Source organism: Ensifer sp. Root142 (assembly GCF_001426785.1).
Taxonomy (GTDB): Bacteria; Pseudomonadota; Alphaproteobacteria; order Rhizobiales; family Rhizobiaceae; genus Ensifer; species Ensifer canadensis.
This window is the reverse complement of the sequence record NZ_LMFK01000001.1, coordinates 790,136-815,983: the sequence shown is the minus strand read 5'-3', so window position 1 is coordinate 815,983 and position 25,848 is coordinate 790,136. Positions and strand designations below refer to the sequence as shown.

The following is a 25,848-nucleotide window of genomic DNA, read 5'->3' as shown; positions in this document are numbered from 1 at the left end:
TCCCCGGCATCAACGGCGGTTGCCAATCGTGACCAGCAACGCAGTGCACAACCTCGGGCTCAGAAACGCATATCCATCTCTTCGCGACGCCTCCGCCCGGGAGTTCTATTTCGAGAGGTGACGACCCCATTGGATCAGTTCCGATACAACGCGTATGCGCGAGCGATCAGTATTTCGCACTCGTTGCCCATTTGAAGTGCGACCCGACACACTCTTCGCCTCGATAAGTCGTCGCACTGGTGGTCAGTGCGCCTATTCACGTGTCAGAAAATGGAGGTTGCCGCCCAGATCGGAAACGACGAGCCGCCGCTCGTCCCAGACGAGGACGGACACCGGTCGTGTCAAAGCGTCGAGAATGATCTTTCGGCTGCCCGTCATTGTGTCGAGTCTGAGCAAACGACCGCTGCCCTTCCGGAAACCTTCCGGCTGATCGTAGATACCGTGTTCGAGAACAAGCATCACTCCATCACTGTCGAAGGCGATAGCAACAGGCGCATTCAGGCCTTCGACGTCAAGTCGCGGATTTGACGCGCCACCGGTTTCGGGGATCGAAACGATCTTTCCAGCACCAGCAAGGAAGGGAAAGCCGCCGAACAGCGCGACATAAAGGCGCCGGTCGCGCAGCCCGATGCCGGTCGGCACAGCATCGACTTCATAGCTGTTCCCGGTCGCGAACTCTGTCGGCGAAAGATCCTGCAGTGCCGTCGCCGCCTCGGCCATACGGCGGAACGTCATGATCGTGTTCTTCTGCCCGTCCGTTTGCACCCGTTCGACACTGTTTCGCGCGGCATCGATCACATAGTAAACGCCGTTCGCAACGATGAAGTCGAACGGATTCCAAAAATCGCTGCTGATGATGCGGACCGCGCCAGCCCCATCGATCGCAATGAGGGCGTGGTCATACGGGCCTGCGTCGGAGTTGGCCGGCGTCCACCCTTGGGCGACAACAAGGACGTCGCCGGCACGCACGACACGATAGGGACCGGTCGGGTCGCCGATCACGTCGAGACCATGCGAAAAGACCGGACCGAATGCGACGAGCTTACCATCCAAGTCGCGGCTATAAAGCCGGCCGCTGGCCAGATCGGTGACGAGCAGAGCCTCGCCGTCGCGGGACATACCGGCGAACGCGGCACCCGGCAGGTTAACGGTCTCTAGCCGGTAGCCGGGTGCGACTGCCGGCTCTGCGCTGGCGCCGACTGCCAGGAACAGAAGACTAGCAACGATTGTCAAGCCGCGGAGCGAATGCATCGGAAGCCACCATTGGCTGAGAAACGAAATTCCGGATTGTAGGCGAGGCGATAGGTCGTCGTAAGGTGGCGTGCATTGCTGTTCCAGGAGCCACCGCGAAGCACGCGGTATAGCCCCGTACCGTTTGCCGCAGCCCCACCGTCATAGGGCGCGTAAACATCGCTGGTCCACTCCCAGACATTGCCGACAAGATTGAGGATGCCCTCGCTGCTTGCGCCTTCGGCGAAGGACTCTGCTGGCGCGGTCATCGGATAACCGTCGCGCGCGTCGCCGGAGCAGCAGATATCCGCGCCGGAATTTGCCCGCATCAAGTCACCAGGGGCCGAGCCCCACGGAAATGCGCTGCCCGTCGTTCCGCGCGCCGCTCTCTCGTATTGTTGCTCCGACGGCAGCGCCAACCCGTAGTGACGGCAAAAAGCATCGGCGTCTCCCCAACTCACCCCGACGACCGGCCGGTCGTCCAATCCCAGAACCGGGTGATTTGCGTAGAAGGCGGGGCGGTGACCGGTCTGATCGATGAAGCGTCCGTATTGCCGGTTCGTGATCTCGGTGCGGTTGATCGCGAAGGCCCGTCCCCACAGAACGCGGCGCGGGTGTTCATTTTCGGGACCGTCGTCACGACCGAAGACGAACACGCCGGCAGGGATCTCGATCAGCGGATTGCCGTCGATGGGACCGGCATCGGCAGCGGCCGCGGCCGCGGCGAATGCCCCCGTGATTGCAATCGCCGCCGTCCAGATGTCAGAAGTCGACACGGTATTGTGTCCCTCCATCGAACAGAAAGATACGATCTGTCGCAACCTTCACGCCGATCCGCTGATCAATCTGGCCAGCGAAGTTCTTGTCGGCGCGCAAGGTTATCAGTTGGCCGCCTAACTGCAGGCTTACAAGCGTGTTCTCGCCCGTGAGCTCCACCGAATAGATCGGCGCAACCAGGTTGACGTCGGCATCCTCGGCTCCGGCCGCATGGACGTCCTCCGCACGCACACCGAGAACGGCGGAAGAGATGTTTGCCCGGCCGAGACCCGCCACCCTTAGGCCGGCCCTAACGAACACGCCGTTTGTCACCTCCCCGGGGATCAGATTCATCGGCGGCGAACCGATAAAACCGGCAACGAAGAGGGTGCGCGGATCATTGTAGATTTCCCTCGGCGTTCCGAGCTGCTCGATTACGCCCTTGTTCATTACGGCCACGCGGTGGGCGAGTGTCATCGCCTCTATCTGATCGTGGGTGACATAGATCGTCGTGACCTGCAGTTCATGCTGGAGATGCTTCAGCTCGGCGCGCATTTGAGTGCGAAGCTTGGCGTCGAGATTGGAAAGCGGCTCGTCCATCAGAAAGACACGTGGCGTGCGGACGATGGCACGGGCGAGTGCTACGCGCTGGCGCTGGCCGCCGGAGAGTTCCTTCGGCAGACGCGACAACATCGTGTCGAGTTCAACGCGCCGCGCGACCTCGGCTATTCGTCGCTTGTATTCGGCCGGGGGCACTTTGCGGATCTTCAGTGGATAGCCGATATTGTCCTCGACACTGAGGTGCGGATACAAGGCATATGACTGGAAGACCATCGCGACGTCGCGATATTTTGGCAGGACGCCATTGATGCGTTCCGCATCGATGTAGATATCGCCCGATGTCGCCTCCTCGAGACCGGCAACCATGCGCATCGTCGTCGTCTTGCCGCAACCGGAGGGGCCGAGCAGGACGAGAAACTCCTTGTCCCGGACCTCTAGATTGAAGTCGGCGACCGCGATGAATTCGCCGAACTTCTTGGAGACATTGGTGAACGTGACGGACGCCATGGTCTCACCCCTTGACGGCCCCGAGAGACAGCCCCCGGACAAGATGCTTCTGAACGATGAAAGCGAAGATGACGATCGGCACGCAGGCCATGAACCCAGCGGCGCTGATTTCCCCCCAATAGGTCTTGTACTGCGTCACCCGCCCGGCGATGCCGATCGGAAGCGTCTGCGACTGCTCGGTGAGCGTGATGATCAGGGAAAGCAGGAACTCGTTCCACGAGATGATCAGGCAGAAGATGGCCGTCGCCGCGAGCCCTGGACGCGCGAGCGGCAAAGCGACATGCAGGAATGCGCCCCAGCGCGTGTCCCCGTCGACGATCGCGGCCTCTTCCAGTTCGACCGGCAGGTCCTGGAAATAACTCTTCATCATCCACGTCGCGAACGGCAGGTTGAAGGCGGTATAGGCGACGATGAGCGCCGACTTCGTGTTGAGCATGTCGAAGTAGTTGAAAAACAGGTAGAGCGGAATGATGCTGACGATAGGAGGCATCATGCGCGTCGAGAGGATCCAGAACGAAATCTGCTTTCGCCACTGCCACGGATAGCTGAAGCGCGCCAAGGCATAGCCAGCCATCGTGCCAAAGCCTACGGAAATGATCGTGGTTCCGACCGCAACGAGCAAGCTGTTCAATGCGTAGCGCAGGAACGGCCGCTGGATGAACGCTTCGTCATAGTGCTTCAATGTCGGGTTGCGCGGCAGCCATTCGGGCGGTACTGCGAAGATGTCGATGTCGAACTTGAACGAATTCGCCGCGATCCAATAAACGGGAAACAGCGTCAAGATCAGCGCGATAAGGATCGTCAGATAGGCGGATAGTCTGAGAAGCATCTCCCGGACCCGGCTGCGTGTTCTTATCGTCGCCATCGTCGCCTCACTCCGCCAGCCGCATGCGCTTCATGAACCAGGTGCTCAGCACGATCGTCACGAACAGCACGAAGAGCGAGATCGCCGCCGCGTAGCCGGGATCGGCGAAGCGGTAGGCGACCTGATAGATGTATAGACTCAAGACCTTCGTTCGGTCTGCCGGACCTCCCCCCGTCAGGATGAAGACCAGGTCGAAAAGGCGCAGCGCATCCATGACGCGCAGGAGCAAGGCAATGGCGATAACCGGTTTCAGGAAGGGCAGCGTCAGATCCCAGAACTGCCGCCATGACGAGGCGCCGTCGAGCGCTGCGGCCTCGTAGGGTTCGACCGGCAGGCTTGCCAGCCCCGCCAACATCAGAAGGAATATGAAAGGCGTCCACTGCCAAACATCGGCAACGATGATCGAAAACATCGCGAGGTTCACGTCGCCCGCCCAGGCTTGCAGTGGAAGACCGAGACGGAACATGATTTCGTTGAGGACGCCAAACTGTGGCTCGTAGATGATCTTCCAGGTGATGGCGACGGCGACCGGCGGCAGCATCATGGGGATCATCAGGACGGTTTTGAGAAAGGCTAGTCGGCGGATGAATTTGTCGAGGAGCAGCGCCGGGCCGAGACCGAGGAGGAATTCGGTCGTCACTGCCACGACTGTAAAGACAGTCGTGTTCCAGAGTGCGACGTGAAATTGCGTGTCGGAAAGCAGTCGCGCAAAATTGTCGGGGCCGACGAACTCCCACGGCAGATCGGGGTTCGGGCTGATCTTGTGAACCGCGGCATAGAACATATAGAGGCTGGGAAAGATCGTCAGCCCGAGCAATATGATGACCGTTGGCGCAAGCATGAGGAAGCGCAGATGGCGCTCTGCCCACCGCTCCAGATCGCCACCTGGTCGAAGCGGTGCGGTCAATGTGCCTTGATCGGGCGTCAACATCTCCCTCCCGCGAACAGCTTGTCCATACGAACCTCAAACCCCGCGAGCGCTGCGGGTAATTGCCGTCACCACCATAGGAGCGGGGCCTAAAAACCCCACTCCGCGCAGATCGCATCGCCGCCTATTTAAGGCCGGTAATCTCTTCGACTGCTGCCTGTGAGCTCTTCAGCGCCTCCTCTGGTGTGATCGTGCCTGCGACCGCCTTGGAAAGCTCTATACCGAAGGCATTCTCGATCTCCGGCCACTTCGGATGGCGTGGACGAGGCGTCGAGGCCTGGATCGCCTCCATCAACACCGGATAGTGTCGGAACTGTTCCTGCGAGGTCAGTTCCGGATCGGCAAAGACCGAGGCTCGGACAGGCGGATTGCCGCGCGTGGCGGAAATCTTGATTTGCTCCGCCGAGGTCGCCCAGACCATGAAGTCGAAGGCCTCCTGCTTATTCTTGGAGGCCGACATGATGCCCATGGTCCAATGGCCGATTTCGGAGCTGCCCGGTTTCGTGCCCGCCGGAATAGGGGCGTAGGAAATCTTGCCAACCATCTTCGACTGGCCCGGATCCTCAAAGGTCGCAACCCAGTTCGGCCAGTTGATAGACGAGGCGGCGGCACCAGCAGCAAGCGCCGTACCCACTTCGTTGGCATTGTAGCTCTCGATCCCCTTTGGAGAAACGTCGCGGAGCGCCATGAACATCTTCATCGCGGCCGCGCCCTCCGGCGTATCGATCGTCACCTTCGTGCGATCCTCGTTAAACATATTGGCGCCGTAGGACCAGAAGATCGGCATGAAGTCGGCCACGACCGGGTTACCCTGGCCGCCCCGGAAGACATAACCGAAATAGCGACCTCCGCCGTTCTTGGTTAGGGCCTGGCTCGCCTTCAATACCTCATCCCAGGTCTTGGGAGCGTCGACGCCAGCTTCCTTGTACTTGGCGGCGTCATAGAAGAACATCTGGGCGTTTCCCACATAGGGCAGGCACACATAAGGTCCCGTATTGTAGGGGTTGCGACAGATCGCCAGCGACTTCGACAGGAAGTCGTTGTCCGGGCCCTCCATGCCCGCATTCTTGAAGTATGGCGTCAAATCCTCGAGATGTCCGTTCTCGGCGAAAAACGGAATCCACGGGTCATCCATCAAGATGATGTCGAACACGCCGGATTTGGTTGCCCCCGCATTGGCGCCCTGTTCGAACACATTGGCATAAGGCGCCTGCACGATCTCCACCTTCGTGCCCTTCATCTTCGAGTAGTCGTCGGCAGCAGCTCTAAGGCCGTCACCCTCGCTGCTCGATGGCACGAGGACTGTGAAATCGGCCCATGCGACCCCGTTGATCGCCAGCGCGGACGCCGCGGCAGCTAAGACGAGAAACAGTTTGCGAACCATCGTACACCTCCCATTCCGAGTTGATATCCAAAGGCCGCTTTTTCGTGGGGGGGCCCTACCCTATCCGGCGCGGTGGAGATGCGATCTCGACGCCCATGCGAACCGACATGCGACAAGTTGAAACGCCGTCCGGCATCTCCTCGAGCCGGCGCTGCTCCCAAAGCCGATTTTACCACATCAGGAGCATTATCTAGAGAGATTGTATTAGCGATGGCTACTATTGCATCTTGAGTGATCAAGGAGGTTCGGAACTGGCAGGGCAACTTCGCAACTCTCAATTCCCGAACACCGTCGTACGTTCGCCCACGTCGGAATGTGATCTTAATTGATAGGAATGCAGGGACTGTGCCGGCCGAATCCGGATCATAATATCTGACAGAAATGAAGCGGGTGCGATCAGGCTGATTGAAGCAATAACAATTTCAGTTATTTAGGTAGGCCAACAGGTTGACGTTCCCATGCGCCGTCCTCCAGGCGCCGATCTTCGATAAGCTTACCGACCGGTAGCAAATCTGGCGCATCGGCAAGCGCCTGCACCATGGCGTCATTCTGCGGATCCTTGCACCCGAAGTTGAAGGTGAGCCGGTCGGTACGACTGGCGTCGATCCACGTCACCGACACGGATGGGTGATCCGTGACCATCTGGGCGCAACGCGGATGCCCGGTGGTGATGTCTTCGGTTCCTTGGGGTCGGTAGGGCGCGAGCGCTGACTGGAACGCAAGCCATTCCTTGGTCGTGATCGAGAAACTTTGCTCACCGTGCACGTCGGTAAAGCGCCGGCCCTCGAACACACCATCGCCGGCTGCAGTCACCTTGAAACGGTATATTGGACATTCTCCGAGGCACGGCCCGCGTTCCACGATGATGCTCGAGACTTGGGCTTGTTCCACCAACGAGGCGACCAACGCGAATGCGACCCACGCAGTCAACATCACCATGGTGTGTTTCCTTTCAATAACAAAAAAGGCCACCAGCCTGCGACGGACCGATCATGACGGCGCCGATGCCTTCGAAGGCCAGCATGCGCTTCGCGGAGATCAAATCGTTGACCAGAGTGTCGCTACAGTCAACGCGCCCTGTACGCATCTGCTTTGAAAATTGGCTCAGTCGCGGTCGTCGAGCCATCGGAGGCACGAACATTTTTAAAACCAGAACACGAGCCCCAGGATCGGCCCCACTGAACAGTGTCGAACACGAACCCGTCGCTATAGTCCACGACCAGAGTGCGATAGCCGGCAACCGCCGAAATCGTGTCAGCCCCAGGAGACTCGTTATCTGTGCCCACATCGAAGGTGATTCCGCGCACTTCACGCGCGCGTTCAAACGCTAGACGGGAGTTCCCCCATCTCGGTTTCAGATGGACCGGGAATGAAAATCGATCATTAGATCGATCCAGAACAGCGCAGATTGTGCGCATCCCCGAGACCTCGTCTGAGGCCATGGCAGATCCTGCCCGAATTGGAGCCGCCGATGCTGGGGCTCTGGTTGTAGCGGACTCCGCAGTTCAGCTCCCGATGGGGACGATACATCACTACTGGTCGACGAAGTGACCGCGGTAGTAGTCGTCGATCCAGGTGTGAGCGCGAACCACCTTACCCAGGCTTGTGGAAAAGTCGATCGAGCACGTCGCGAAGCGCAGTCGCGGCTTCATCTCGCTCGCCAGCAGACATCAACTCGGGTTCCGCTTCTAGTCTGAGATGCGGCAGCTCGGTTCGAACGGCGCTGCGTGCGGCGACCAGATTGGCCTTCAGATCGAGGACACGATATGTGGCGACCGGATAGGCGATACCCCTGATTTGGACATGCCCCAGCTCGACACAAGCGATTGTGTCCTTCACTTGCGCAAAGGTCTCATAGGAAATGAGCACTGCCCCCGCCGGCGCCTCCTGCTCGAGGCGCGAGGCGAGATTCACGGCGCCGCCGATTATCGTGTAGTCCATCCGATCTTCACTGCCGAAGTTGCCGACCGTGCAGTAGTCGGTATGGATGCCGATGCGGCATCGCAGCGGTGTTTCAATGCCGATGTCGCGCCAGATTTCTGCAAGTTCGCTCATCCGTTTCTGCATGGCGAGAGCCATCTCAACACAGGCGAGCGCGTCCTCCTTGACGCCGCGGGTTTCCGGGTCCCCGAAAAACATCAGGATCGCGTCACCGACATACTTGTCGATGGTGGCGCCGTGTTCCAAAGCAATCTTCGACATTTCCGTCAGGTAGTGATTGAGGAGCTGGGTGAGATCCTCGGACTCCATCTTGTCGGTGGTCTCGGTAAAGCCGGCAATGTCCGAGAAGCATATCGTCAGCTTCTTCCGCTGGCTGGCGATCCTGACGTCCTGACGGCCGGTGAATATCGAGTTGTATACTTGCGGTGCCAGATACTTCGCCAGCTTGCTCGATAGCGCCTCGAGGGCTGCGGATTTCTCCGCGAGGTTCTCCTCCCGCTTTTTCAACTCCGTGATGTCCGAGTAAACGGCCACCGTGCCGCCGCCTGTGATGCGCCGCTCGCCTATCATTATCCATCGCTCGTCACTTCGCCGCTGCACCCACGGTTCACCAGGATTACGGTGCCGGGAGAGCCGCTCGGCGACCCATTCCTCGAGGCGCCCATCGGCATCCTTGATGTAGCCGCGCTCGGCGGATCGGCGGATGATGTGCTCGAATGTAGTGCCGGGCGTTAATTCGATCGCAACATCGCTGTAGAGCAGTTCGCGGTAGCGGCTGTTGCTGAGAACGAGCCGGTCCTCCACGTCATAGAGAGCGAACCCCTCCGAGATGCTTTCGATGGCATCTACGAGCCGTTGGCGTGCTTCAGCAACCTCGCGTAGATTCTTTTCCTCGACCTCGACAGCCGTGTCCCGGAACAGCCTGAGCGCCTCAGCCATGCGGCCGATTTCGTCGTGGCCCGCGGCAGGCAATGGCGCACAAAGATTGCCGTCGGCGATCGCGAGCATGCCCTGGCTCACGCTTCCCAGACGGGCGAGAAGACTGCGGTCGACATAGAGCCAGACAATCAGAATCGAGCTCAACAGGCTGAGAACGGCCGAGCCAAGGACAACGCCGGTTCCGTAGCGCTGGACGACCGCGGCCTCGAGACCGGACGAGGCGATCTCACGGTTTGCCGCAGCGACAAGGCGATCGACAGCAGCGGTGAGACTGCGGGACAGCCGATTGTTTTCGGCCAGAAGTTTTTCGCCCTCGGCCAGGACGGCAAACTCGTCCTGTCTAGCCTTCGGTATGCTGTTGCCACCATCGATCAGCGCCTTGAACTCGCCCACCCGCTGTTGGAAGCGGGACCGTAGCTTCTCGTCGATCTCGGTTGAAACCGTTTCGAGGACGGCGAGCGACCGGCGCAGCGGAAAGAGCATCAATGCAAGATCGCCTGGCGTCGGTGCGCTCGCCAACTTAACCAGCGCGTCGTTGACGGCGGATATCTCCTGGTGTGCCCTCTGCTGGGGGATGTAGCCCGTAATCGCCTCGACCAGGTCGGAAGTCGCCGCCGCGCGTCGGTCTGAGGCGAGCGACGCGTCGGCCGCGACAGTTCTCCATTGCGCAAGCTTGGAATTCATCACCAGGATGCCAGCCGCCAGAAGGCGTTGGCCTGCAATTGTCGTAGCCGATAAGCGGCGTAACAACTCCTCCTTGCGTGCGACTACGGTGAGCCTGACGGCGACAAGGTCGTCGAGTGCGTCGAGGTTGCGCCGCAGACCAAGCACCGCCGCCTCGATCTCGGCCACCGCCGCCGTGCCAAGCGTGCCTCCCTTGAGCGCGGCAAGCAGTTCCTCTAGGCGCGCCATCTCGACCCCAATCGCAGCCGAGACCTCGTTGTGCCGTATCTTGTTCGTTGAATTCAGTACAGACGGAGCAGTTGCCGCGACCCGCTCGGCTTGGCGCGACAGTTGGAGAGACGCCAGCGCCGACGGCACCCGATCCCTGGTTATGCTGTCGACGACCTCGCCTACCTGGAGGAAGGCATAAAGAGCAGCTGCCGTCGCGAGCACCGCGAAGGTGCTGATGCCGAAGAAAGCCAGCAACAGGCGGCCGCGTATGCCTAGGCGTTCAAGCATCGCGGCGACACTTAATCTGAACGATCGCGCTGGCTTGATCTGCATACGATGCCTCAAGTGGCGCGGCGGCGTGTGGCGGGCTGCTATTCAACCGGCACATACTCTCCACCCCGCCAGACGTACCACACCCAGCTTTGGTTCGTGAGGTCGCCCTTGTCGTCGAAATCGACCGGGCCGAGCACAGTGTCGAACTCCTGTCCGCGCAGTGTCGCGATGACCGCCGGCAGTTCGAGCGAGGCTGCCTTCTCGACCGCCTGCGCCCAGAGTTGGACGGCAGCGTAGCTCAACAGTGTGTAACCTGCGGGTTCGAAGTTTTCGGCACGGAAACGCTCCACCACCGGGGCAGCTTCGGGGTTTCGCCGCGGGTCCGCGGAGAACGTAAAGAGGGTCCCCTCGGCTCCTGGGCCGGCGATCAGCGCAAACTCCTCGGTTGCCAGGGCGTCGCCGGAGATGACCTGAAGCGCGTAGGCGCGGTCGCGTGCAGCGCGAACAATCAGCGCAACCTCGGCATGATACCCGCCGACATACAAAGCGGCGATGCCAGCGGCCTGTAACGCAGCGACCTCCGCCGAATAGTCGTTCTTAGCAGGCGTGTATGCGTCGTAGACAGCTTCGGTTACGCCTCGCTTGTTCAACTGCTTTCTTGTCTCACCGGCGAGACCCATGCCATAGGTCGTGCCGTCGTGAAGGATCGCGATTTTCTTTTCGCCCCATTCATCGGCCAGGTAGTTGCCGGCCACGATCCCCTGCTTATCGTCGCGACCTATGACCCGAAAAACGTTGTCACGGCCCTGTTCGGTCAACAGCGGATTGGTCGATCCTGGTGAAATCTGCAGAACCGCAGCCTCCTCGTAGACCTTTGATGCCGGGATCGAGGCCCCGGAGCAGTAATGTCCGACGACGAACACCACTCCGTCAGCCACCAGTTTCTGGGCTGCCGCCACGGCCTGCTCGGGATCGCAGAAATCGTCGACGTTGATGACGCGCACCTGCTGGCCAAGGACGCCGCCCGCCGCATTGATGTAGGCTACGGCCATCTCTGCTCCACGCTGACCCTGCTCGCCGATCCAGGCGAGCCGTCCGGTCATCGCGGCCGAAACCCCGATCACTACCTCCGCCTGCGCGGGGCAGATGTAGATAGCCGCAAGCGCGGCAACAGCTATGGTGACCACGCGGTGCATCACTGTACCCCTAACGTTAGCTTACGCTAATCAAGCCGATGCCGACAGTCCTTTGCGTCGCAGCACTGCAATCCGAGCTCGGCAAGGAAGGACTGGCGCGGCCTCACCGGGTACTTCGACGCACCATTGCTTAAAAGTGCACTCAGATTGGCCGTGAGAGCCAGCAATCGCCCACGTCAGTGAAAGAGCAAAAAGGCCGTTACGGGTGATACTATCGTCCTGTTGCTGGCGACCTGCGCCAGTAACCGCCTGATCGATCTGCGCGATCAGGCAGATGTCTTGGCCGCACGCTGAATTGAGCGAGACCCGCCCCACGCGACAGTCCGCCGAAGAGAACGATTGGAGTGAGACAATGAACGGCACGATCACCGACAATGTCGCGGCATCACGCTTCGAGCTTGCTGTCGGCGATGAGCTTGCCGTTGCCTATTACCGCAACGAAGACGGCCGGGTCGTTCTCACCCACACGGAGGTTCCGCAGGCGCTTTCCGGACAGGGTATCGGCACACGGCTGGCCCGTGGCGTCTTCGAGACGCTTCGCCACCGACAAGATCGCATTATCGCCAAATGCCCGTTCATGGCCGCCTTCGCGGTGAAGCATCCGGAATATAGCGCGATGCTCGATGGATGAGTTCGGAGCGGCAAGTTGCCGACGGTCTCAGGCAAATGGCGCGATTCCCGCCTTCAGCCTCCGGCGTCCCGTGCTCACGGGCGGCGGCATGTTAGACTTTGCCAATACGGCTTCCCCTGAAGGGAAAGCCGTATTGATACGTGAAACTGCTTCCGTCAGAGGCTTGCGCCGACTTCCCGAAGCTCCTTCAGAACCGGCGCCTTCGGCAGCCAGATCTCGTCATAGGCGGCGATGATCTCGGCGGTGTTCTGCAGGTCTATATCGACGATCTTGATACCGGTATTCTTGAAGTTCTGCAGGAGGGTGGCTTCCTTTGCGACGGTCGCATCGATCTGTTTGTCGAGCTCCTCGCGGGTGAGGCGGGCGATAAGTTCGCGATCCGCTTCGGGAACGCCCTTCCATATGCGGCCGGAAGCCAGCGCGACACAGGGCATGAAGATGGCGTTCATGCGCAGCATGGTCTTGGCGACCTTGTCATATCGCTGGTTCCAGGAGAGATCCAGGTCGGCTTCGAGTCCGTCCACCTGCCCGTTGGACATAGCGTCAAAGACCTGCGGCGTCGGGATTGGCGTCGGCGCTGCGCCGAGCAGCTGATAGAAGTCACGGTAGGCCGGCGTCGTGTTGATACGCAGCTTCATACCCTTGATATCTTCAATGCCGCCGGTTTCCTGCCCCGTGAAGACGACGCGCAGGGTGGTGATGCCGTAACCAAGTCCAATCGTGCCGGTTTGGGCAGGCAGTACGTCCAGCAGCTTGATTGCGACCGGGTGACGAACGAGCGCAGCGACCTTGTCGGTGCTTTTGACGAGCCACGGCGCATTGATGGCCGCGATCTGGGGAATGCGCGAGCCGAGTTCCGCGGTCATTATCCAGCCGAGATCCAACGCACCGGACTGCATCTGCTGCAGCATGGCGCCTTCGTTGCCGAGCTGGTTCGACGGGAAGACCTGGATCGCGAGGCGCCCGTTTGTTTCTTCGGCAAGACGCTTGCCGACGGCTTCAGCCGCAAGGTTCCAGGGGTGGCCCGGTGGCGTGGTGATGCCGAGACGATAGATCTTTGCAGTCTGTGCACGCAGAATCGACGGCGCGGACATCGCCATCGCGGCTCCCAGCGAGACGCTCTTCATCAAAGTACGACGCGTAATGTTCATTGTAGGTTCCCTCCGTTGTGAGTTTGTGGGTTAGGAGAAGTAGGTCGACAGTGCCGGGAAGATCGAAAGCAGCACGAGGATGACGCAGCAGATCAGGAAGAACGGCAGCGTTACGATGAACATCTTGCCGGGCTTCGCCCCCGTTACTGCGGCGGCAATGAAGAAATTCAAACCGACCGGCGGGGACAGGAAGCCGAGGACCAGGTTGATCACCGCGACGACGCCGAAATGCACCGGATCGATGCCGTAGACCTCAGTCGCTATCGGCAGCAGGATCGGAACGGTCATAATCAGCCCCGGCGCACCATCGATCACCGTGCCGATGACGAGCAGGATTACATTGACCAGCAGCATAAACGTGACCGGGTCTTTCGCGATGGTCTGGATCCACTCCGCCACGCGCTGGGGAACCATTCCGTAGACGAGAACCCAGGAGAATACGGCAGCCGCAGCGATCAGGAACAGGATGCCCGCCGACAGGACCCCTGCCTTGACAAACATCTCGGGAAGCTGCTTCAGGCGGAGATCGCCGGTCACGAAGCGCCCGACTAGGATCGCTGCAACCACGCCCATTGCCGCAGCTTCGGTTGGATTAGCAATTCCGGTCACGATCGACCCCACGATGATCAGCGGGATGATCAGTGTCGGCGCGGCCTTCAGCGTGATGGTCACACGCTCGCGCATCGGCAGGCTGGTGCCGCGCGGGTAGTTGTAGACGTAACCCATAAGCGCGATCACCACGCAGAAGGCAATGGTAAGAATGATGCCGGGAATGATACCGGCGGCCAGCATGGTCCCGACGGGAACCTGCGCGATGACGCTGTAGACGACGAACATGATGGAAGGGGGAATGATCGGCCCCAGCATGCCGGCATAGGCGGTCAGACCGGCAGCGAAGGTCTTGTCATAGCCCTTCTTCTCCATTTCCGGGACGATCATCTGCGACATCAGCGCAACCTGGGCCGCGGCCGAGCCGAGAATGGACGCCACGAACATGTTGGCGAGCAGGTTCACATAGGCTAGGCCGCCCTTGAGCGCGCCAACGAAAGACATGGCCATGTCGATGATACGCCGCGTGATGCCGCCGCCGTTCATGATCTCGCCTATGAGAATGAACAGCGGAATGGCGATCAAGCCGTAACTGTCAAGACCCATGAACATTTGGGTGGGAAAGGAGACGAAAAGGACCGTATTGTCGCTTTGCCAGATATACGCGGCCGCCGTGAGGCAAAGCACAATGGAGATCGGCAGGCCGACCAGCATGAGGGCAACGAATGCGCCGAAGGTAAACATCAGGCAGCTCCTTCTGCAGTCGTCAGCGAGACCTGTACGCGCTTGCGCGCGATGCCGAGGTCTTCAAGCAGGTTTGCAGCATTGTGGACGATGAGCGTGAGAGCGAAGATCGGCAGAATCAGGTTGACGATCCAGGTCGGCCATTCCAGCGTCTGGGTTCGCTCGGTGTATAGGAAGTTGAACGTTTCGGCGGCAAAAGCCTGAGCGTCGAAACCGTGGGAAGCGATGCCCAGCGGATCCAGCCAGATCCAGCACACCACCGCAAAGCCGGTCGCAAAAGTCAGCGATACTGCGGTGGAAAAAGCGCGCAGCCGCGCGACCCATTTGGGTGACAGTTGATCCGACAGAAGCGTGACGGCGAAGTCGATCCGCAGCCGCGTCATGACCGAAGCCCCGATAAAGCCAAGCCAGATCATCGAGAAGATCGAGGCCTCGTCGATCCAGTAGATTGGCACCTTGGCGAAACGGGTGACGACATTCACCAAAATCAGCGCCAGCAGCACCGTTATGAAAATCCCGGCCAGGAACTTCTCACCGCGCAGGAGCGCCTGGGACAATCCAGTTATTTTCTCCGCCCAGAGCGGGTGGTTTCGTGGCTCCCCGGTCGATGACATGGCACGCCTCCTCTCCTTGCATACTTATTGTATTTATAAAGTATACATGGTCGCGCTTTGTCAACCGCTTTTCAAGCCGGTGTAAGAAAGTGGCATTCCGGCGAAAGCATCCGCAGCGTCGTGGTATACTGAGCGCGGGTTCAAGACCGCATCACGAATGCAATCCGTTCATCACATCGCCAAGCGTCCGCCGGCGATGCCAGTGATCTGCCGGGCATACCGCGCCGGCCATGAAGGAGGAGAAGCCCATGCCAAGCGTTGCAATACATCCATCCCTCGATTCCGGTTTCAAGGCGACCGACGCGGCCTTCTCGGGCGGCACACTTGTGTGCAACTGCACGAGCAACCCTGTAAAGATCCGGGTCAGGGGCGACATTGCCCATAACCATGCCTGCGGCTGCACCAAGTGCTGGAAGCCCGATGGTGCTGTCTTCTCGGTTGTCGCCGTCGCGCCGACGGACAATATCGAGATACTCGAAAACGGCGACAAGCTCGCTGTCGTGGACCCGGCCGCTCTTATTCTGCGCCACGCCTGCAAGGCCTGCGGCGTGCACATGTATGGCCCCGTCGAACGCGACCATCCGTTCAAGGGTCTTTCCTTCTTGCATCCGGAGCGGTTCCAGGAAACGGGCTGGGCGAAGCCGGGGTTTGCGGCTTTCGTGTCTTCGATCATCGAAAGTGGATACGATCCGGCAAAGATGGATGGCGTGCGTGCCCGCCTGCGAGACCTTGGTATCGAGCCCTATGACTGCCTCAACCCCGGCCTGATGGACTTCATCGCCACCTGGACGGCAAAGAAGAGTGGTGTGCTTAAAACGGACGCGGCCTGAACGACCTTGCCGCAACCCGAATTCAAAGCCGACGTCCGTAAAACGGCCGGTGACGGAAACCTCAAGACGGAGAGGCCATTTCCACGATCGACCACGGAGTTGCGCTTGAAAATCTCGGGGCAGGCGCAGTTGTCCTCCCTAAAACCACCGAGGAGGTTGCGCCGTCAAAATGTTGCCTCGCCAACGGGATCTCGCTCGTTACCCATGGAGAGCGAACCGGGCTCGTAGGCGGGGCGATGCCTCGGCCGGGAGGCGTCGGCGCGGCGATTTCGGAGAACAGCGGCAGGCCTTTGCTCTGCGCCGCGATGGGCTCACGCCCGGAATTCACGATCGAGCGGCGTTCGTGATCCCGCGTTTTGCTTCCAGTGCCTGCGATGAACTTTCCGCGGCACCCAATTGCTGCAACCTCCAACTTCACCTACATTGACCAAGTGGTAAAAAAGACGTGTTCCAAAACGCGCAATCAACCAGAGGGGAATTTAATGCATAGCAATTCCTTCAATTCCGCCATTTCCAGAAGAACCCTGATGAAAGTTGCTGGCGCATCCGCCGTGGTGGCCGCGGCGGGTCTGCCGAGCCGTCTGTTCGCTGCGGACCCGATAAAAGTGGCGGCTATCTATACCGTCCCGGTCGAGCAGCAGTGGGTCAGCCGTATCCACAAGGCAGCTAATGCCGCCAAGGAGCGCGGCGATATCGAATATGTCTATTCTGAAAACACCGCGAACAACGATTACGAGCGCGTCATGCGCGAATATTGCGAGGCCGGCCACAAGCTGATCCTGGGCGAGGTCTTCGGCGTCGAGGATGCCGCCCGCGCCGTCGCCAAAGACTATCCTGATGTCGCCTTCCTGATGGGCTCGAGCTTCAAGCCCGATGCCGCCGTACCGAACTTCTCGGTTTTCGACAACTATATCCAGGACGCATCCTATCTGTCCGGCCTCGTCGCCGGCGCGATGACCAAGTCCAAGAACATCGGCATGGTGGGCGGCTATCCGATCCCGGAGGTCAACCGACTGATGAACGCATTCATGACCGGCGTGAAGGAAGTGGCCCCGGACACCAAGTTCCAGGTCGCCTTCATCGGCTCGTGGTTCGATCCGCCCAAGGCCAAGGAGACCGCATTTGCCCAGATCGATGGCGGTGCGGACCTTCTATATGCCGAACGTTTCGGCGTGTCCGACGCCGCCAAGGAGAAGAAGGTCCTGGCCATCGGCAATGTCATCGATACCCAGGCGGACTATCCGGACACCGTTGTCGCCTCTGCGCTGTGGCATTTCGAACCGACGCTAGACAAGGCGATCGCCGAAGTGAAGTCCGGCACTTTCAAGGCCGACGACTACGGCGCCTATTCCTTCATGAAGAACGGCGGCTGTTCGCTCGCGCCCCTAGGCACTTTCGACAGCAAGGTTCCCGACGACATCAAGGCCAAGGTCGCGGAGAAGGAAAAGATGATCAAGGACGGCTCGTTCACCGTTGAGATCAACGACGCCGAGCCGAAGTCGAGCTAGCCCTCTCTTCCTTCCGTTCATGGAAGAGGTGGTCGGCAATGCCGGACGAGGGATTATCCTTCGCCGGCAACGACCATTCTCTTTCTGGACGGAACGAAGGCCTCCTCTACAACGCCACTTCCGGTCACCGATGTGTCAAGCAATCCCACCCTTCGTCTTTTAGGCATCAGCAAGCGTTTCGGCCCGCTCAGAGCCAACGAGGCCATTTCCTTCGATCTGAAGCGGGGCGAAGTCATCGCGCTTCTCGGGGAGAACGGCGCCGGCAAGACGACGCTGATGAACATTCTCTTCGGCCATTACGTCGCCGACGAGGGAACCGTCGAGGCCTTTGGCAAGCCGCTTCCGCCGGGAGATCCGCGCGCGGCCCTCGATGCCGGCATCGGCATGGTCCACCAGCACTTCACCCTCGCCGACAACATGACGGTGCAGGAAAACATCGCGCTTGGCACGCAGAGCCTCTGGCGAATGCGGCTCGACCGGGCCGCAGCGCGGCGGCGCATCGAGCAACTGTCTGCCGATTTCGGCCTCACTGTCGATCCCGCGGCCACCGTCTCCATCCTTTCGGTCGGCGAACGCCAGCGCGTCGAGATCCTGAAGGCCCTTTATCGCGAAGCCCGCATCCTGATCCTGGACGAGCCGACGGCCGTTCTGACCCCCGCCGAGACCGACGCACTGTTCCGGACGCTGAAGCTGCTCGTCGCCAAAGGCCTGTCGATCATCTTCATCTCCCACAAGTTGCACGAAGTGATGGCTGTCAGCGATCGTGTGCTGGTTCTGCGCTCCGGCCAGCTCGTCGGCGAGCGCGAGACAGGCTCGACCGATCGCAAAGAACTGGCCGCCCTCATGGTTGGCCAGGAGGTCAAGCCGGCGGAGGTCAGCCCGGTGAAACTGGGCGCACCGCTGCTGGCGCTCGAGGGCGTCTCAACAGCGCCGTATAACGGGGCCGGCCTCGATAAGGTGTCGCTCACGCTGACAGCTGGTGAAATCACCGGCCTTGCCGGCGTTGCCGGCAATGGTCAGGCTGTCCTTGCTGGCCTCATCGCCGGCATCCGGCGCCGAACCAGCGGCAGCATTTCCATCGCCGGGCAGGAAGTCGCCGACTGGTCGCCGCGCGCTGCGCTCGCCCATGGCGTGGCCCGCATTCCGGAAGACCGCCACGCGATCGGCAGCATTGGCGACATGAGTGTGGCGGAGAACGTCATCGCCGAACGCTACCGGAGCCCGCGGTTCAGTCGCATGGGCTTCCTGAACTGGAAGGCCGCCGGCCGCTTCGCCGAGAAACTCATTGCCGACTACGACGTCAAATGCCCCTCGCCCGAGGCCCGCATACGCCTGCTCTCGGGTGGCAATATGCAGAAGCTCATCCTCGGCCGGGCGCTTGATCCCGACCCGGCGGTCATCCTTGCAAGCCAGCCGACCCGCGGCCTCGATGTCGGCGCCGTCGCCTATGTTCACCGCATGCTGCTTGAAGCACGAGACAGGGGCGCGGCGATATTGCTGATTTCGGAAGACCTCGAGGAAGTCCTGGCGTTGTCCGACCGCATCATCGTCATGTCCAAGGGACGCCTTTCGGCGCCGTCTTTGCGCGGCGAACGAACCATTCGGGAACTGGGAGAGCTGATGGCAGGCCACAGCGGGGAGCGCACCGATCATGCGGCTTGAGCCGAAGCCCGCACCGTCCTTGGCGGTCACCTTGCTGTTTCCGCTGGCAGCCATCGCCACCACGCTGGTGCTGACGTCGATACTGGTTCTCGCCGCTGGCGCTTCGCCACTGTCCGTCTTCTATCTTGTGGCCAAGGGTGCAGCCGGCTCGCAGTTCGCGCTCATGGAAACCTTGACTCGCGCGACGCCACTGATCTTCACGGGCTTGGCGATCGCCGTCGCCTTCCGAGCCAAGCTCTGGAACATCGGCGCAGAAGCCCAACTCTACATCGGTGGCGTCGTCACCGTGGTGCTGGGAACCGGCGCACTGCCGCTACCTTCGGTCATTCTGATCCCGGTGATCATGGCCGCCGTCATGGCCGCAGGCGCGTTGCTTCTGCTCGGCCCGGCTGTGCTGAAGACCCGCTTCGGCGTCGACGAGGTGGTCACTACGCTGCTGCTCAACTTCATCGTCCTGCTGTTCGTGTCGATGCTGCTTGAAGGTGTGCTCAAGGATCCGATGGGGCTCGGCTGGCCGCAATCGCAGAAGGTCATCGCCGAAGCGCAATTGCCACGCCTCATCCAGGGCAAGCGCCTGCACTATGGTTTCGTCATTGCGCTTGCGTCGGCCGTTCTCGTCTGGGTCGTCATGAAAAAGGCGGTTCTCGGCTACGAAATGCGCGCCGTCGGCATCAATCCCGAGGGCGCACGTTTTGTCGGCATTTTGGTCAACCGCACGCTCATGAAGACGGCGGTGCTTTCGGGCGGATTGGCTGCACTTGCTGGCTTTTCCGAAGTCTCAGGGCTCAAGGGTAACCTGACGCTCGATCTGTCGCCGGGCTACGGCTACTCCGGCATCGTCGTCGCCATGCTGGCCATGCTGAATCCGCTCGGCGTCATCGCATCGGCCATCTTCGTCGCCGGCATCTTCGTCGGCGCCGATGCCATGAGCCGTGCGGCCAAGGTGCCGAGTTACATAGCCGACGTCATGGTCGCCACCTCGCTGCTGACGATGGTTGTCGCGATCCTTCTGACGCGATTCCGGATAAGGTGGAGGTGACATGGACGCGCTTGAAATCCTCTTCACCGCCTCCTTCTGGGTTGCCGCCATCCGCATAGCATCCCCGCTGATCTTCGCAACCATGGGCGAGTTGATCTGCGAGCGGGCGGGCGTCCTCAACCTCGGCATCGAGGGGATCATGACGGCAGGCGCCTTCGCCGGCTGGTTCACCGTCTATTCTGGGGGCGATCTTTGGGCCGGCTTGATGGTCGCTGCCCTAGTCGGTGCCATGTTCGGCTTGCTGCACGCCACGCTCACGGTACCGCTCGGCCTGTCGCAACACGTCGTGGGCATCGGCGTTACGCTGCTTGCTACAAGCCTTACCTATTTCACCTATCGTCTTGCGCTGCCCGAGGTGACGTCGCCGCCCAAGATCGAGCCGTTCCAGCCCCTGCCGATCCCGGGCCTATCCAGCATTCCTGTCGTTGGCGAGGCGCTTTTTACTCAGACGCCGCTGACCTATCTCGCATTCGTGTCGGTCGCAGCCGTCGCCTGGATTCTCTACCGCACGCCCATTGGCCTCGCCGTTCGCGCTGCTGGCGAAAACCCGTCGGCGGTCGAGGCGCAGGGCATTTCGGTCACCGGCATCCGCATGGGCGCCGTCGCCGTCGGCAGTGCGCTGATGGCGGTCGGCGGCGCTTTTCTCACCACCTCGGCCTTCAACTCGTTCTTCTTCCAGATGATCAATGGGCGCGGCTGGATTTGCATCGCGCTGGTCGTCTTCGGCTCTTGGCGACCAGGAAAGGCGCTGATCGGCGCCATCCTGTTTGCCGCATTCGATGCCTATCAGGTTCGCCTGCAGCAGATATCGGGCGGCATCGTGCCCTATCAGGTTTTCCTGATGATGCCTTACGCTCTGTCGATCCTGGCGCTGATCCTGGTCGCACGCCGCGCCACCTATCCCAAAGCTTTGATGATCCCATACCAGAAAGGCGAAAGATGAGTTTCGACCTGATCGTAAAGGGCGGCACGCTGCCCGATGGAACCGTCGCCGATATCGGCATCAAGGGCGACAGGATCGCCGCGATCGAGCCGCGCATCGATGCCGGGGCCGGTCGTGTCGTCGATGCCTCGGGCAACCTCGTCAGCCAGCCCTTTGTCGATCCGCATTTCCATATGGACGCAACGCTGTCCTACGGCCTGCCGCGTATCAATGCCTCGGGCACGCTGCTCGAAGGCATCGCGCTGTGGGGCGAACTCAAGCCGCTCCTGACCCACGAGGCCGTCAAGGAACGTGCGCTCGCCTATTGCGACTGGGCGGTCTCGATGGGCCTCCTCGCCATCCGCACCCATGTCGATACCTGCGACGACCGCCTTCTTGCGGTGGAAGCGCTGCTCGAGGTCAAGAAGGAGATCGCGCCCTATATCGATCTCCAGCTCGTCGCCTTCCCACAGGACGGGCTCTATCGCTCGGCGAATGCGCGCGAGAACACCATCCGCGCACTCGACATGGGCGTCGACATCGTCGGCGGCATCCCGCATTTCGAGCGGACCATGTCCGACGGCACACGTTCCGTTACCGAACTTTGCGAGATCGCAGCCAAGCGCGGCCTGATGGTCGACCTGCATTGCGACGAGACCGACGACCCGCTGTCGCGCCATATCGAGCAGCTTGCCTATGAGACCCACAGGCTCGGCCTGCAAGGCCGGGTGGCTGGCTCGCACCTTACCTCGATGCATTCGATGGACAACTACTACGTCTCGAAACTGCTGCCGCTGATTGCGGAAGCCGGTGTCTCGGCGATCCCCAATCCACTGATCAACATCATGCTGCAGGGGCGGCACGACACCTATCCCAAGCGGCGTGGCCTGACGCGAGTGCCCGAGATGCTGAAGGCCGGCATCCGCACCGGCTGGGGTCAGGATTGCGTGCTCGATCCCTGGTACTCCCTCGGCACGGCCGACATGCTCGACGTCGCCTTCATGGGATTGCATGTCGCCCAGATGTCCTCGCCCGCGGACATGCGCACGTGCTTCGACATGGTCACCAAGGTCAATGCCGAGATCATGGGGCTCGATCATCTCGGCCTAGCCGTCGGCAAATCGGCAAGCCTCGTTGTGCTCGATGCGGGCAACCCCATCGAGGCGGTGCGCCTGCGCGCCGAGCGGCTCTGTGTCGTCGCGAAGGGCAAGGTCGTGGCTGAACGCGAGAAGCGCGATACGGCCCTGTCCATCAAGGGCCGTCCGGCGACCATCAACCGCCGCCACGTCGTGCCACCGCAGCCACGTTGAACGGACTGGACGAGAACAGAACGGGAGAGCGTGCGCGAGAACATGGCAGTTTCGTTCAAAAGGCCCGAAACGCTGGGCTTCGCGGTGTCTCGTTCGCCCGTGTGTGGACGTGCGCAGAGGAATGAGTGGGGTGCCACGATTGGGAGACGCCACGGGCGGTTGAGGATGCTGTTCCCATTCTCCTTAGTGCGGGATTTCGTTCAGTCGGCCGGCGTCAGCGCGCATATCTTTTACGTATCCAAAGCCTTCAACGATCTTTCCATCCCGGACGCGCAAATTGTCTAACGCCGCTTCGCCAGCATAGATCGAGACAGCACAACCGCGAGGCCGATCAGAATTGTCGCGACGATGAAGAGGAAGGCCGCTGCCGCAATCGCGGGGCTGATGTTCTCACGGATACTGGAAAACATCTGCCGGGCCAGCGTACGCTGGTTGGGACCGGCGACAAAGAGCGTCAGCACAACCTCGTCCAGCGAGGTGGCGAAGGCCAGCACCGCGCCGGAGAGCACGCCGGGCATGGCGAGCGGCAGGGTCACGCGGCGGAAGACCGTTGCGGGCGAAGCGCCGAGGCTTTGTGCGGCGAGTTCCACGCGTTCGTCGATGCCGGCAAGCGCGCCGATGACGCTGACCACGACGAAGGGCACGGCGACGACAGTGTGGGCGATGATCACGCCGACATAGCTGTTTGTCAGGCCGAAACCCGCAAGCAGCACCTGCATGCCGACACCGAGCACGACAGCGGGCACCACCATGGGCAGTAGGAAGAGCGTGCGTATTGACCCGCGGAAGAAGAGGAGGCGGTTGCGCAGGCCGAGCGAGGCGGCGGTGCCAAGGACGGTGGCGAGCAGCGTCGTGCCCGTCCCGATGATCAGGCTGTTAAAGATCGCCCGACGCCAGGCATCCGCCGTGAACAATTCCTCGAACCAGCGCAGCGACCAGGACGGGATCGGGTAGGTGAGGATGACGCTCGAGGTGAAGGCGAGCGGCAGGATCGCGATGAGCGGCGCGACGAGAAAGAGGATCGTCAGCGAGGCGAAAGCGAACTTGGTGAGCTTCATCGGCATGACCTAGCGCCTCCCCGGCTCGTCAGTGGAGAGCCGCGCATAGACACTATAGAGCAGCAGCGTCGCGACAAGCAGCACGACGCCAAGCGCCCCGGCCATGCCCCAGTTCGCAGAACCTGTGGCGTAGAAGGCGATGATCGAGCTGATCATCTGGTCGCCCGGCCCGCCAATCAGAGCCGGCGTGATGTAGTAGCCGATCGCCGAAATGAAGACGAGCAGGCTGCCGGAGGCGACGCCGCGCAGGCTCAGCGGCAGCAGCACGCGCAGGAACGCGCGCCAGGGCGGCGCTCCGAGCGAGGCGGCCGCCGGCATCAGGTTCTTCGGGATGGTAATAAGCACCGAATAGATCGGCAGCACCATGAAAGGCAGCAGCACATGGGTCATGGCGATGATGACGCCGGTTCGATTGAAGATCAACGGCAGCGGCGCATCGATCAGGCCGAGCGTTTGCAGAAGGTCGTTGATCAGCCCTTGTTCCTGCAACAGGATGAACCAGGCGGCGGTGCGTACCAGAAGCGAAGTCCATAGCGGCAGCAGCACGGCAGCCAGCATCAGGTCGCGCTTCCAGCCGGTAAGCGAAGCCGCGATCATCGCATAGGGGAAGCCGATACCGGCGCAGGCGAAGGTGACGAGTGCGGCGATCCAGAAGGTGCGCACGAGAATAACGCGGTTGACGGACCGGTCGGCTGGCAAGTGCTCGATATCGCCGGCGGCATTGCGGCCGAGATCGACTGCGGCGAGCAGGTTGCGATCGGTGAGCGGCGAGAGCGCATCGGCGATGGCCAGCCAGAATTCCGGTTTCTCCCAACGCTTGTCGATGGAGACGAGGTCGGTGGGCGGGTTGGCCGTGTCGTCGAGCGCGCTGGTCGTCTTGGACATGAGCGTGCGGAAGCCGGAACGGGCGCTGTTGAGGCGGCGGACCATATCGCCGAGCGCCTGGTCGTCATCGACGGCCTTCAGGTCCGCCATCAGCGCCGTCTGCATGGGCATGGTCGGCGGCGATTTTCGATCCCAATCCGTCAGCACTTCGGCGCTGCGCGGAAGCAGGCGCAGTACGGCCGGATCCGACACGGCCTGCGACATCATGCTGAATAGCGGCCAGACGAAGAAGCCGATGAGGAAGAGAAGCAACGGGGCAAGAAGAACGAGCGACCGCCCGGACCGGGACGAGACTGCACTCATGGCGCGATGACCCGGCAATCGCCGGCTGAAAAGGCCGCATAGACCTTGGTGCCCGGCGGGAATTCGCGCGACCGGCGCCCGAGCTTGGCGATCAGCGGTTGCGCGGCGTTCTGCAACTGCACGCGCAGATGATCGCCCTGATAGACGGAATCGGTCACTTCCGTTTCCAGGCAATTGCGCGCTTCACCGCGCGTTTCACTGAGATCGACCCGCTCCGGGCGGATGGAGAGAAAGACGGGCTGGCCGGAGGCGACGCTGCCGGAAACGGCCGAAACGATATGCGCGCCGTTCCGCAGGCGCACGGTCGCCTCCTGCCCCTGCACCGCCTCGACGACACCCTCGACCAGATTGGTCTCGCCGATAAATTCCGCGACGAAGCGCGTCGCCGGTTCGTCATAGACCTGCCGCGGCGTGCCGATCTGCTCAATCTTACCCTTGTTGAAGACGGCGACGCGGTCCGACATGGTCAGCGCCTCCGACTGGTCATGTGTGACGAAGACAATCGTCACGCCAAGGCGGCGGTGCAGGTCGCGAATGTCGAGTTGCATCTGCTCGCGCAACTGCTTGTCGAGCGCGCCGAGCGGCTCGTCCATCAGCACGACGCGCGGCTCGAAGACCAGCGCGCGGGAAAGCGCCACACGCTGTTGCTGCCCACCGGAGAGTTGCGAAGGGCGGCGGTCGGCGAAGGCCGACAGCTGCACCATGTCCAGCGCCCGCGCCACGCGCTCGGCGATCTCCGCCTTGCCGAGCCTACGCATCTGCAACGGGAAGGCCACGTTCTCGCCGACCGACATATGCGGGAACAAAGCATAACTCTGGAAGACGACCCCCATGTCCCGCTTGTGGGTCGGCACGTCGTTGATCGCCGTCCCGTCCAGCATGATATTGCCGGAGGTCGGCTGCTCGAAACCCGCCAGCATCATCAGGAGCGTCGTCTTGCCGGAGCCGGAGGGGCCGAGCAGGCTTACGAACTCGCCCTTCCCAATGCCGAGAGCCAGGTTTTCAACCACGCAGAGCGGGCCGTAGAATTTGGTGATGCGGTCAAATCGAATGAACTCGGCCACGGAAGACTCCATCGCTAGAGGCGAAGGATGCGCCATCTGGAAAACCCGTGAGAACGCATCCGGCCAGGCAGGAAGGGCGCCCGTCGCGGCGCCCTTCGCGGCGG

At 61.2% G+C, this 25,848-nt stretch carries 22 protein-coding genes and 1 pseudogene; 8 read left to right on the top strand and 15 right to left on the bottom strand.

Translation table 11 applies throughout. The features are described from left to right. Nucleotides 1-252: 252 nt before the first annotated feature. From ASD52_RS03875 to ASD52_RS03835, 9 genes are all read right to left on the bottom strand, one after another. Nucleotides 253-1,251: a ScyD/ScyE family protein gene (locus ASD52_RS03875; RefSeq protein ID WP_057222951.1), complete on the bottom strand. Its 999-nt coding sequence runs from the start codon at nucleotides 1,249-1,251 to the stop codon at nucleotides 253-255. Continuing rightward, nucleotides 1,230-2,006, bottom strand: a complete 777-nt coding sequence (locus ASD52_RS03870; protein WP_244497408.1) for an SUMF1/EgtB/PvdO family nonheme iron enzyme — start codon at nucleotides 2,004-2,006, stop codon at nucleotides 1,230-1,232. Before ASD52_RS03870 ends, ASD52_RS03875 begins: the two co-directional genes overlap by 22 nt. Continuing rightward, nucleotides 1,993-3,054 (bottom strand): sn-glycerol-3-phosphate ABC transporter ATP-binding protein UgpC, encoded by a 1,062-nt coding sequence (gene ugpC / locus ASD52_RS03865; protein ID WP_057222949.1) that lies wholly within the window; start codon nucleotides 3,052-3,054, stop codon nucleotides 1,993-1,995. Before ugpC ends, ASD52_RS03870 begins: the two co-directional genes overlap by 14 nt. A 4-nt stretch (nucleotides 3,055-3,058) precedes the next feature. Then, entirely contained in the window at nucleotides 3,059-3,919 is an 861-nt protein-coding gene (locus ASD52_RS03860; RefSeq protein WP_057222942.1) for a carbohydrate ABC transporter permease, read from the bottom strand. A 7-nt stretch (nucleotides 3,920-3,926) separates the two neighbouring features. Further along, nucleotides 3,927-4,850: a sugar ABC transporter permease gene (locus tag ASD52_RS03855; RefSeq protein WP_057222936.1), complete on the bottom strand. Its 924-nt coding sequence runs from the start codon at nucleotides 4,848-4,850 to the stop codon at nucleotides 3,927-3,929. Nucleotides 4,851-4,971: 121 nt separating this feature from the next. Continuing rightward, nucleotides 4,972-6,231, bottom strand: coding sequence for an ABC transporter substrate-binding protein (locus ASD52_RS03850; RefSeq protein ID WP_057222932.1), 1,260 nt, complete (start codon nucleotides 6,229-6,231; stop codon nucleotides 4,972-4,974). 426 nt (nucleotides 6,232-6,657) lie between these two features. Continuing rightward, a complete protein-coding gene (locus tag ASD52_RS39705; protein WP_244497407.1) occupies nucleotides 6,658-7,170 on the bottom strand; it encodes a DUF6438 domain-containing protein in 513 nt (170 codons plus the stop codon). A gap of 654 nt (nucleotides 7,171-7,824) precedes the next feature. Next, nucleotides 7,825-10,293: an adenylate/guanylate cyclase domain-containing protein gene (locus ASD52_RS03840; protein WP_057223400.1), complete on the bottom strand. Its 2,469-nt coding sequence runs from the start codon at nucleotides 10,291-10,293 to the stop codon at nucleotides 7,825-7,827. Between the two features lie 83 nt (nucleotides 10,294-10,376). Continuing rightward, nucleotides 10,377-11,474 (bottom strand): branched-chain amino acid ABC transporter substrate-binding protein, encoded by a 1,098-nt coding sequence (locus ASD52_RS03835; RefSeq protein WP_057222924.1) that lies wholly within the window; start codon nucleotides 11,472-11,474, stop codon nucleotides 10,377-10,379. Nucleotides 11,475-11,567: 93 nt separating this feature from the next. On the opposite strand from ASD52_RS03835, the pseudogene ASD52_RS39700 reads away from it, so the two are divergent. Continuing rightward, nucleotides 11,568-11,759, top strand: a pseudogene (locus ASD52_RS39700) (integrase); the annotation flags it as partial. Between the two features lie 67 nt (nucleotides 11,760-11,826). Then, a complete protein-coding gene (locus ASD52_RS03830; RefSeq protein ID WP_057222916.1) occupies nucleotides 11,827-12,105 on the top strand; it encodes a GNAT family N-acetyltransferase in 279 nt (92 codons plus the stop codon). Nucleotides 12,106-12,260: 155 nt separating this feature from the next. Here ASD52_RS03830 and ASD52_RS03825 read toward each other — a convergent pair whose 3' ends face one another. The 3 genes from ASD52_RS03825 to ASD52_RS03815 are packed head-to-tail and all read right to left on the bottom strand — an operon-like array spanning nucleotide 12,261 to nucleotide 15,163. Further along, nucleotides 12,261-13,256: a TRAP transporter substrate-binding protein gene (locus ASD52_RS03825; protein ID WP_057222914.1), complete on the bottom strand. Its 996-nt coding sequence runs from the start codon at nucleotides 13,254-13,256 to the stop codon at nucleotides 12,261-12,263. 30 nt (nucleotides 13,257-13,286) lie between these two features. Beyond that, nucleotides 13,287-14,549: a TRAP transporter large permease gene (locus ASD52_RS03820; RefSeq protein WP_057222912.1), complete on the bottom strand. Its 1,263-nt coding sequence runs from the start codon at nucleotides 14,547-14,549 to the stop codon at nucleotides 13,287-13,289. After that, on the bottom strand, nucleotides 14,549-15,163 hold the full coding sequence (locus tag ASD52_RS03815) for a TRAP transporter small permease subunit (protein ID WP_057222910.1): 615 nt from the start codon (nucleotides 15,161-15,163) through the stop codon (nucleotides 14,549-14,551). Before ASD52_RS03815 ends, ASD52_RS03820 begins: the two co-directional genes overlap by 1 nt. Before the next feature lie 248 nt (nucleotides 15,164-15,411). Here ASD52_RS03815 and gfa point away from each other — a divergent pair, with 248 nt between their 5' ends. The 6 genes from gfa (at nucleotide 15,412) to ASD52_RS03785 (ending at nucleotide 22,434) form a co-directional block, all read left to right on the top strand. Beyond that, a complete protein-coding gene (gfa, locus tag ASD52_RS03810) occupies nucleotides 15,412-15,993 on the top strand; it encodes an S-(hydroxymethyl)glutathione synthase (RefSeq protein ID WP_057222909.1) in 582 nt (193 codons plus the stop codon). Nucleotides 15,994-16,475: 482 nt separating this feature from the next. Next, entirely contained in the window at nucleotides 16,476-17,501 is a 1,026-nt protein-coding gene (locus tag ASD52_RS03805) for a BMP family protein (RefSeq protein ID WP_057222907.1), read from the top strand. 132 nt (nucleotides 17,502-17,633) lie between these two features. Then, the gene (locus tag ASD52_RS03800) at nucleotides 17,634-19,163 is read left to right on the top strand and encodes an ABC transporter ATP-binding protein (protein ID WP_057222904.1); all 1,530 of its coding nucleotides are present in this window, start codon (nucleotides 17,634-17,636) and stop codon (nucleotides 19,161-19,163) included. Further along, nucleotides 19,153-20,202, top strand: coding sequence for an ABC transporter permease (locus tag ASD52_RS03795; RefSeq protein ID WP_057222902.1), 1,050 nt, complete (start codon nucleotides 19,153-19,155; stop codon nucleotides 20,200-20,202). Before ASD52_RS03800 ends, ASD52_RS03795 begins: the two co-directional genes overlap by 11 nt. Nucleotide 20,203: 1 nt before the next feature. Further along, a complete protein-coding gene (locus tag ASD52_RS03790) occupies nucleotides 20,204-21,145 on the top strand; it encodes an ABC transporter permease (RefSeq protein WP_057222899.1) in 942 nt (313 codons plus the stop codon). After that, entirely contained in the window at nucleotides 21,142-22,434 is a 1,293-nt protein-coding gene (locus tag ASD52_RS03785) for an amidohydrolase family protein (protein ID WP_057222895.1), read from the top strand. Before ASD52_RS03790 ends, ASD52_RS03785 begins: the two co-directional genes overlap by 4 nt. 281 nt (nucleotides 22,435-22,715) lie before the next feature. Here the strand turns inward: ASD52_RS03785 and ASD52_RS03775 are convergent, their stop codons facing one another. From ASD52_RS03775 to ASD52_RS03765, 3 genes are read right to left on the bottom strand one after another with little or no spacing between them, the layout of a single operon-like run. Beyond that, complete coding sequence (locus ASD52_RS03775) at nucleotides 22,716-23,498, bottom strand: ABC transporter permease (protein WP_057222891.1); 783 nt, start codon at nucleotides 23,496-23,498, stop codon at nucleotides 22,716-22,718. Nucleotides 23,499-23,501: 3 nt separating this feature from the next. Next, a complete protein-coding gene (locus tag ASD52_RS03770) occupies nucleotides 23,502-24,680 on the bottom strand; it encodes an ABC transporter permease (protein WP_057222889.1) in 1,179 nt (392 codons plus the stop codon). Further along, nucleotides 24,677-25,744 carry an ABC transporter ATP-binding protein gene (locus ASD52_RS03765; RefSeq protein ID WP_200953996.1) on the bottom strand — a complete coding sequence of 356 codons (1,068 nt, stop codon included), beginning with the start codon at nucleotides 25,742-25,744 and terminating at the stop codon, nucleotides 24,677-24,679. Before ASD52_RS03765 ends, ASD52_RS03770 begins: the two co-directional genes overlap by 4 nt. Between the last annotated feature and the right edge of the window lie 104 nt (nucleotides 25,745-25,848).

Excerpts from the sequence above, each read along its gene's own strand:
- ASD52_RS03825 (WP_057222914.1), bottom strand. The coding sequence starts at position 13,256 with ATGAACATTACGCGTCGTACTTTGATGAAGAGCGTCTCGCTGGGAGCC.
- ASD52_RS39705 (WP_244497407.1), bottom strand. The coding sequence starts at position 7,170 with ATGGTGATGTTGACTGCGTGGGTCGCATTCGCGTTGGTCGCCTCGTTG.
- ASD52_RS03860 (WP_057222942.1), bottom strand. The coding sequence starts at position 3,919 with ATGGCGACGATAAGAACACGCAGCCGGGTCCGGGAGATGCTTCTCAGA.
- ASD52_RS03820 (WP_057222912.1), bottom strand. The coding sequence starts at position 14,549 with ATGTTTACCTTCGGCGCATTCGTTGCCCTCATGCTGGTCGGCCTGCCG.
- ASD52_RS03835 (WP_057222924.1), bottom strand. The coding sequence starts at position 11,474 with ATGCACCGCGTGGTCACCATAGCTGTTGCCGCGCTTGCGGCTATCTAC.
- ASD52_RS03770 (WP_057222889.1), bottom strand. The coding sequence starts at position 24,680 with ATGAGTGCAGTCTCGTCCCGGTCCGGGCGGTCGCTCGTTCTTCTTGCC.
- ASD52_RS03795 (WP_057222902.1), top strand. The coding sequence starts at position 19,153 with ATGCGGCTTGAGCCGAAGCCCGCACCGTCCTTGGCGGTCACCTTGCTG.
- ASD52_RS03850 (WP_057222932.1), bottom strand. The coding sequence starts at position 6,231 with ATGGTTCGCAAACTGTTTCTCGTCTTAGCTGCCGCGGCGTCCGCGCTG.
- ugpC (WP_057222949.1), bottom strand. The coding sequence starts at position 3,054 with ATGGCGTCCGTCACGTTCACCAATGTCTCCAAGAAGTTCGGCGAATTC.
- ASD52_RS03875 (WP_057222951.1), bottom strand. The coding sequence starts at position 1,251 with ATGCATTCGCTCCGCGGCTTGACAATCGTTGCTAGTCTTCTGTTCCTG.
- ASD52_RS03855 (WP_057222936.1), bottom strand. The coding sequence starts at position 4,850 with ATGTTGACGCCCGATCAAGGCACATTGACCGCACCGCTTCGACCAGGT.
- ASD52_RS03840 (WP_057223400.1), bottom strand. The coding sequence starts at position 10,293 with ATGCTTGAACGCCTAGGCATACGCGGCCGCCTGTTGCTGGCTTTCTTC.
- ASD52_RS03775 (WP_057222891.1), bottom strand. The coding sequence starts at position 23,498 with ATGCCGATGAAGCTCACCAAGTTCGCTTTCGCCTCGCTGACGATCCTC.
- gfa (WP_057222909.1), top strand. The coding sequence starts at position 15,412 with ATGCCAAGCGTTGCAATACATCCATCCCTCGATTCCGGTTTCAAGGCG.
- ASD52_RS03815 (WP_057222910.1), bottom strand. The coding sequence starts at position 15,163 with ATGTCATCGACCGGGGAGCCACGAAACCACCCGCTCTGGGCGGAGAAA.
- ASD52_RS03805 (WP_057222907.1), top strand. The coding sequence starts at position 16,476 with ATGCATAGCAATTCCTTCAATTCCGCCATTTCCAGAAGAACCCTGATG.
- ASD52_RS03790 (WP_057222899.1), top strand. The coding sequence starts at position 20,204 with ATGGACGCGCTTGAAATCCTCTTCACCGCCTCCTTCTGGGTTGCCGCC.
- ASD52_RS03785 (WP_057222895.1), top strand. The coding sequence starts at position 21,142 with ATGAGTTTCGACCTGATCGTAAAGGGCGGCACGCTGCCCGATGGAACC.
- ASD52_RS03830 (WP_057222916.1), top strand. The coding sequence starts at position 11,827 with ATGAACGGCACGATCACCGACAATGTCGCGGCATCACGCTTCGAGCTT.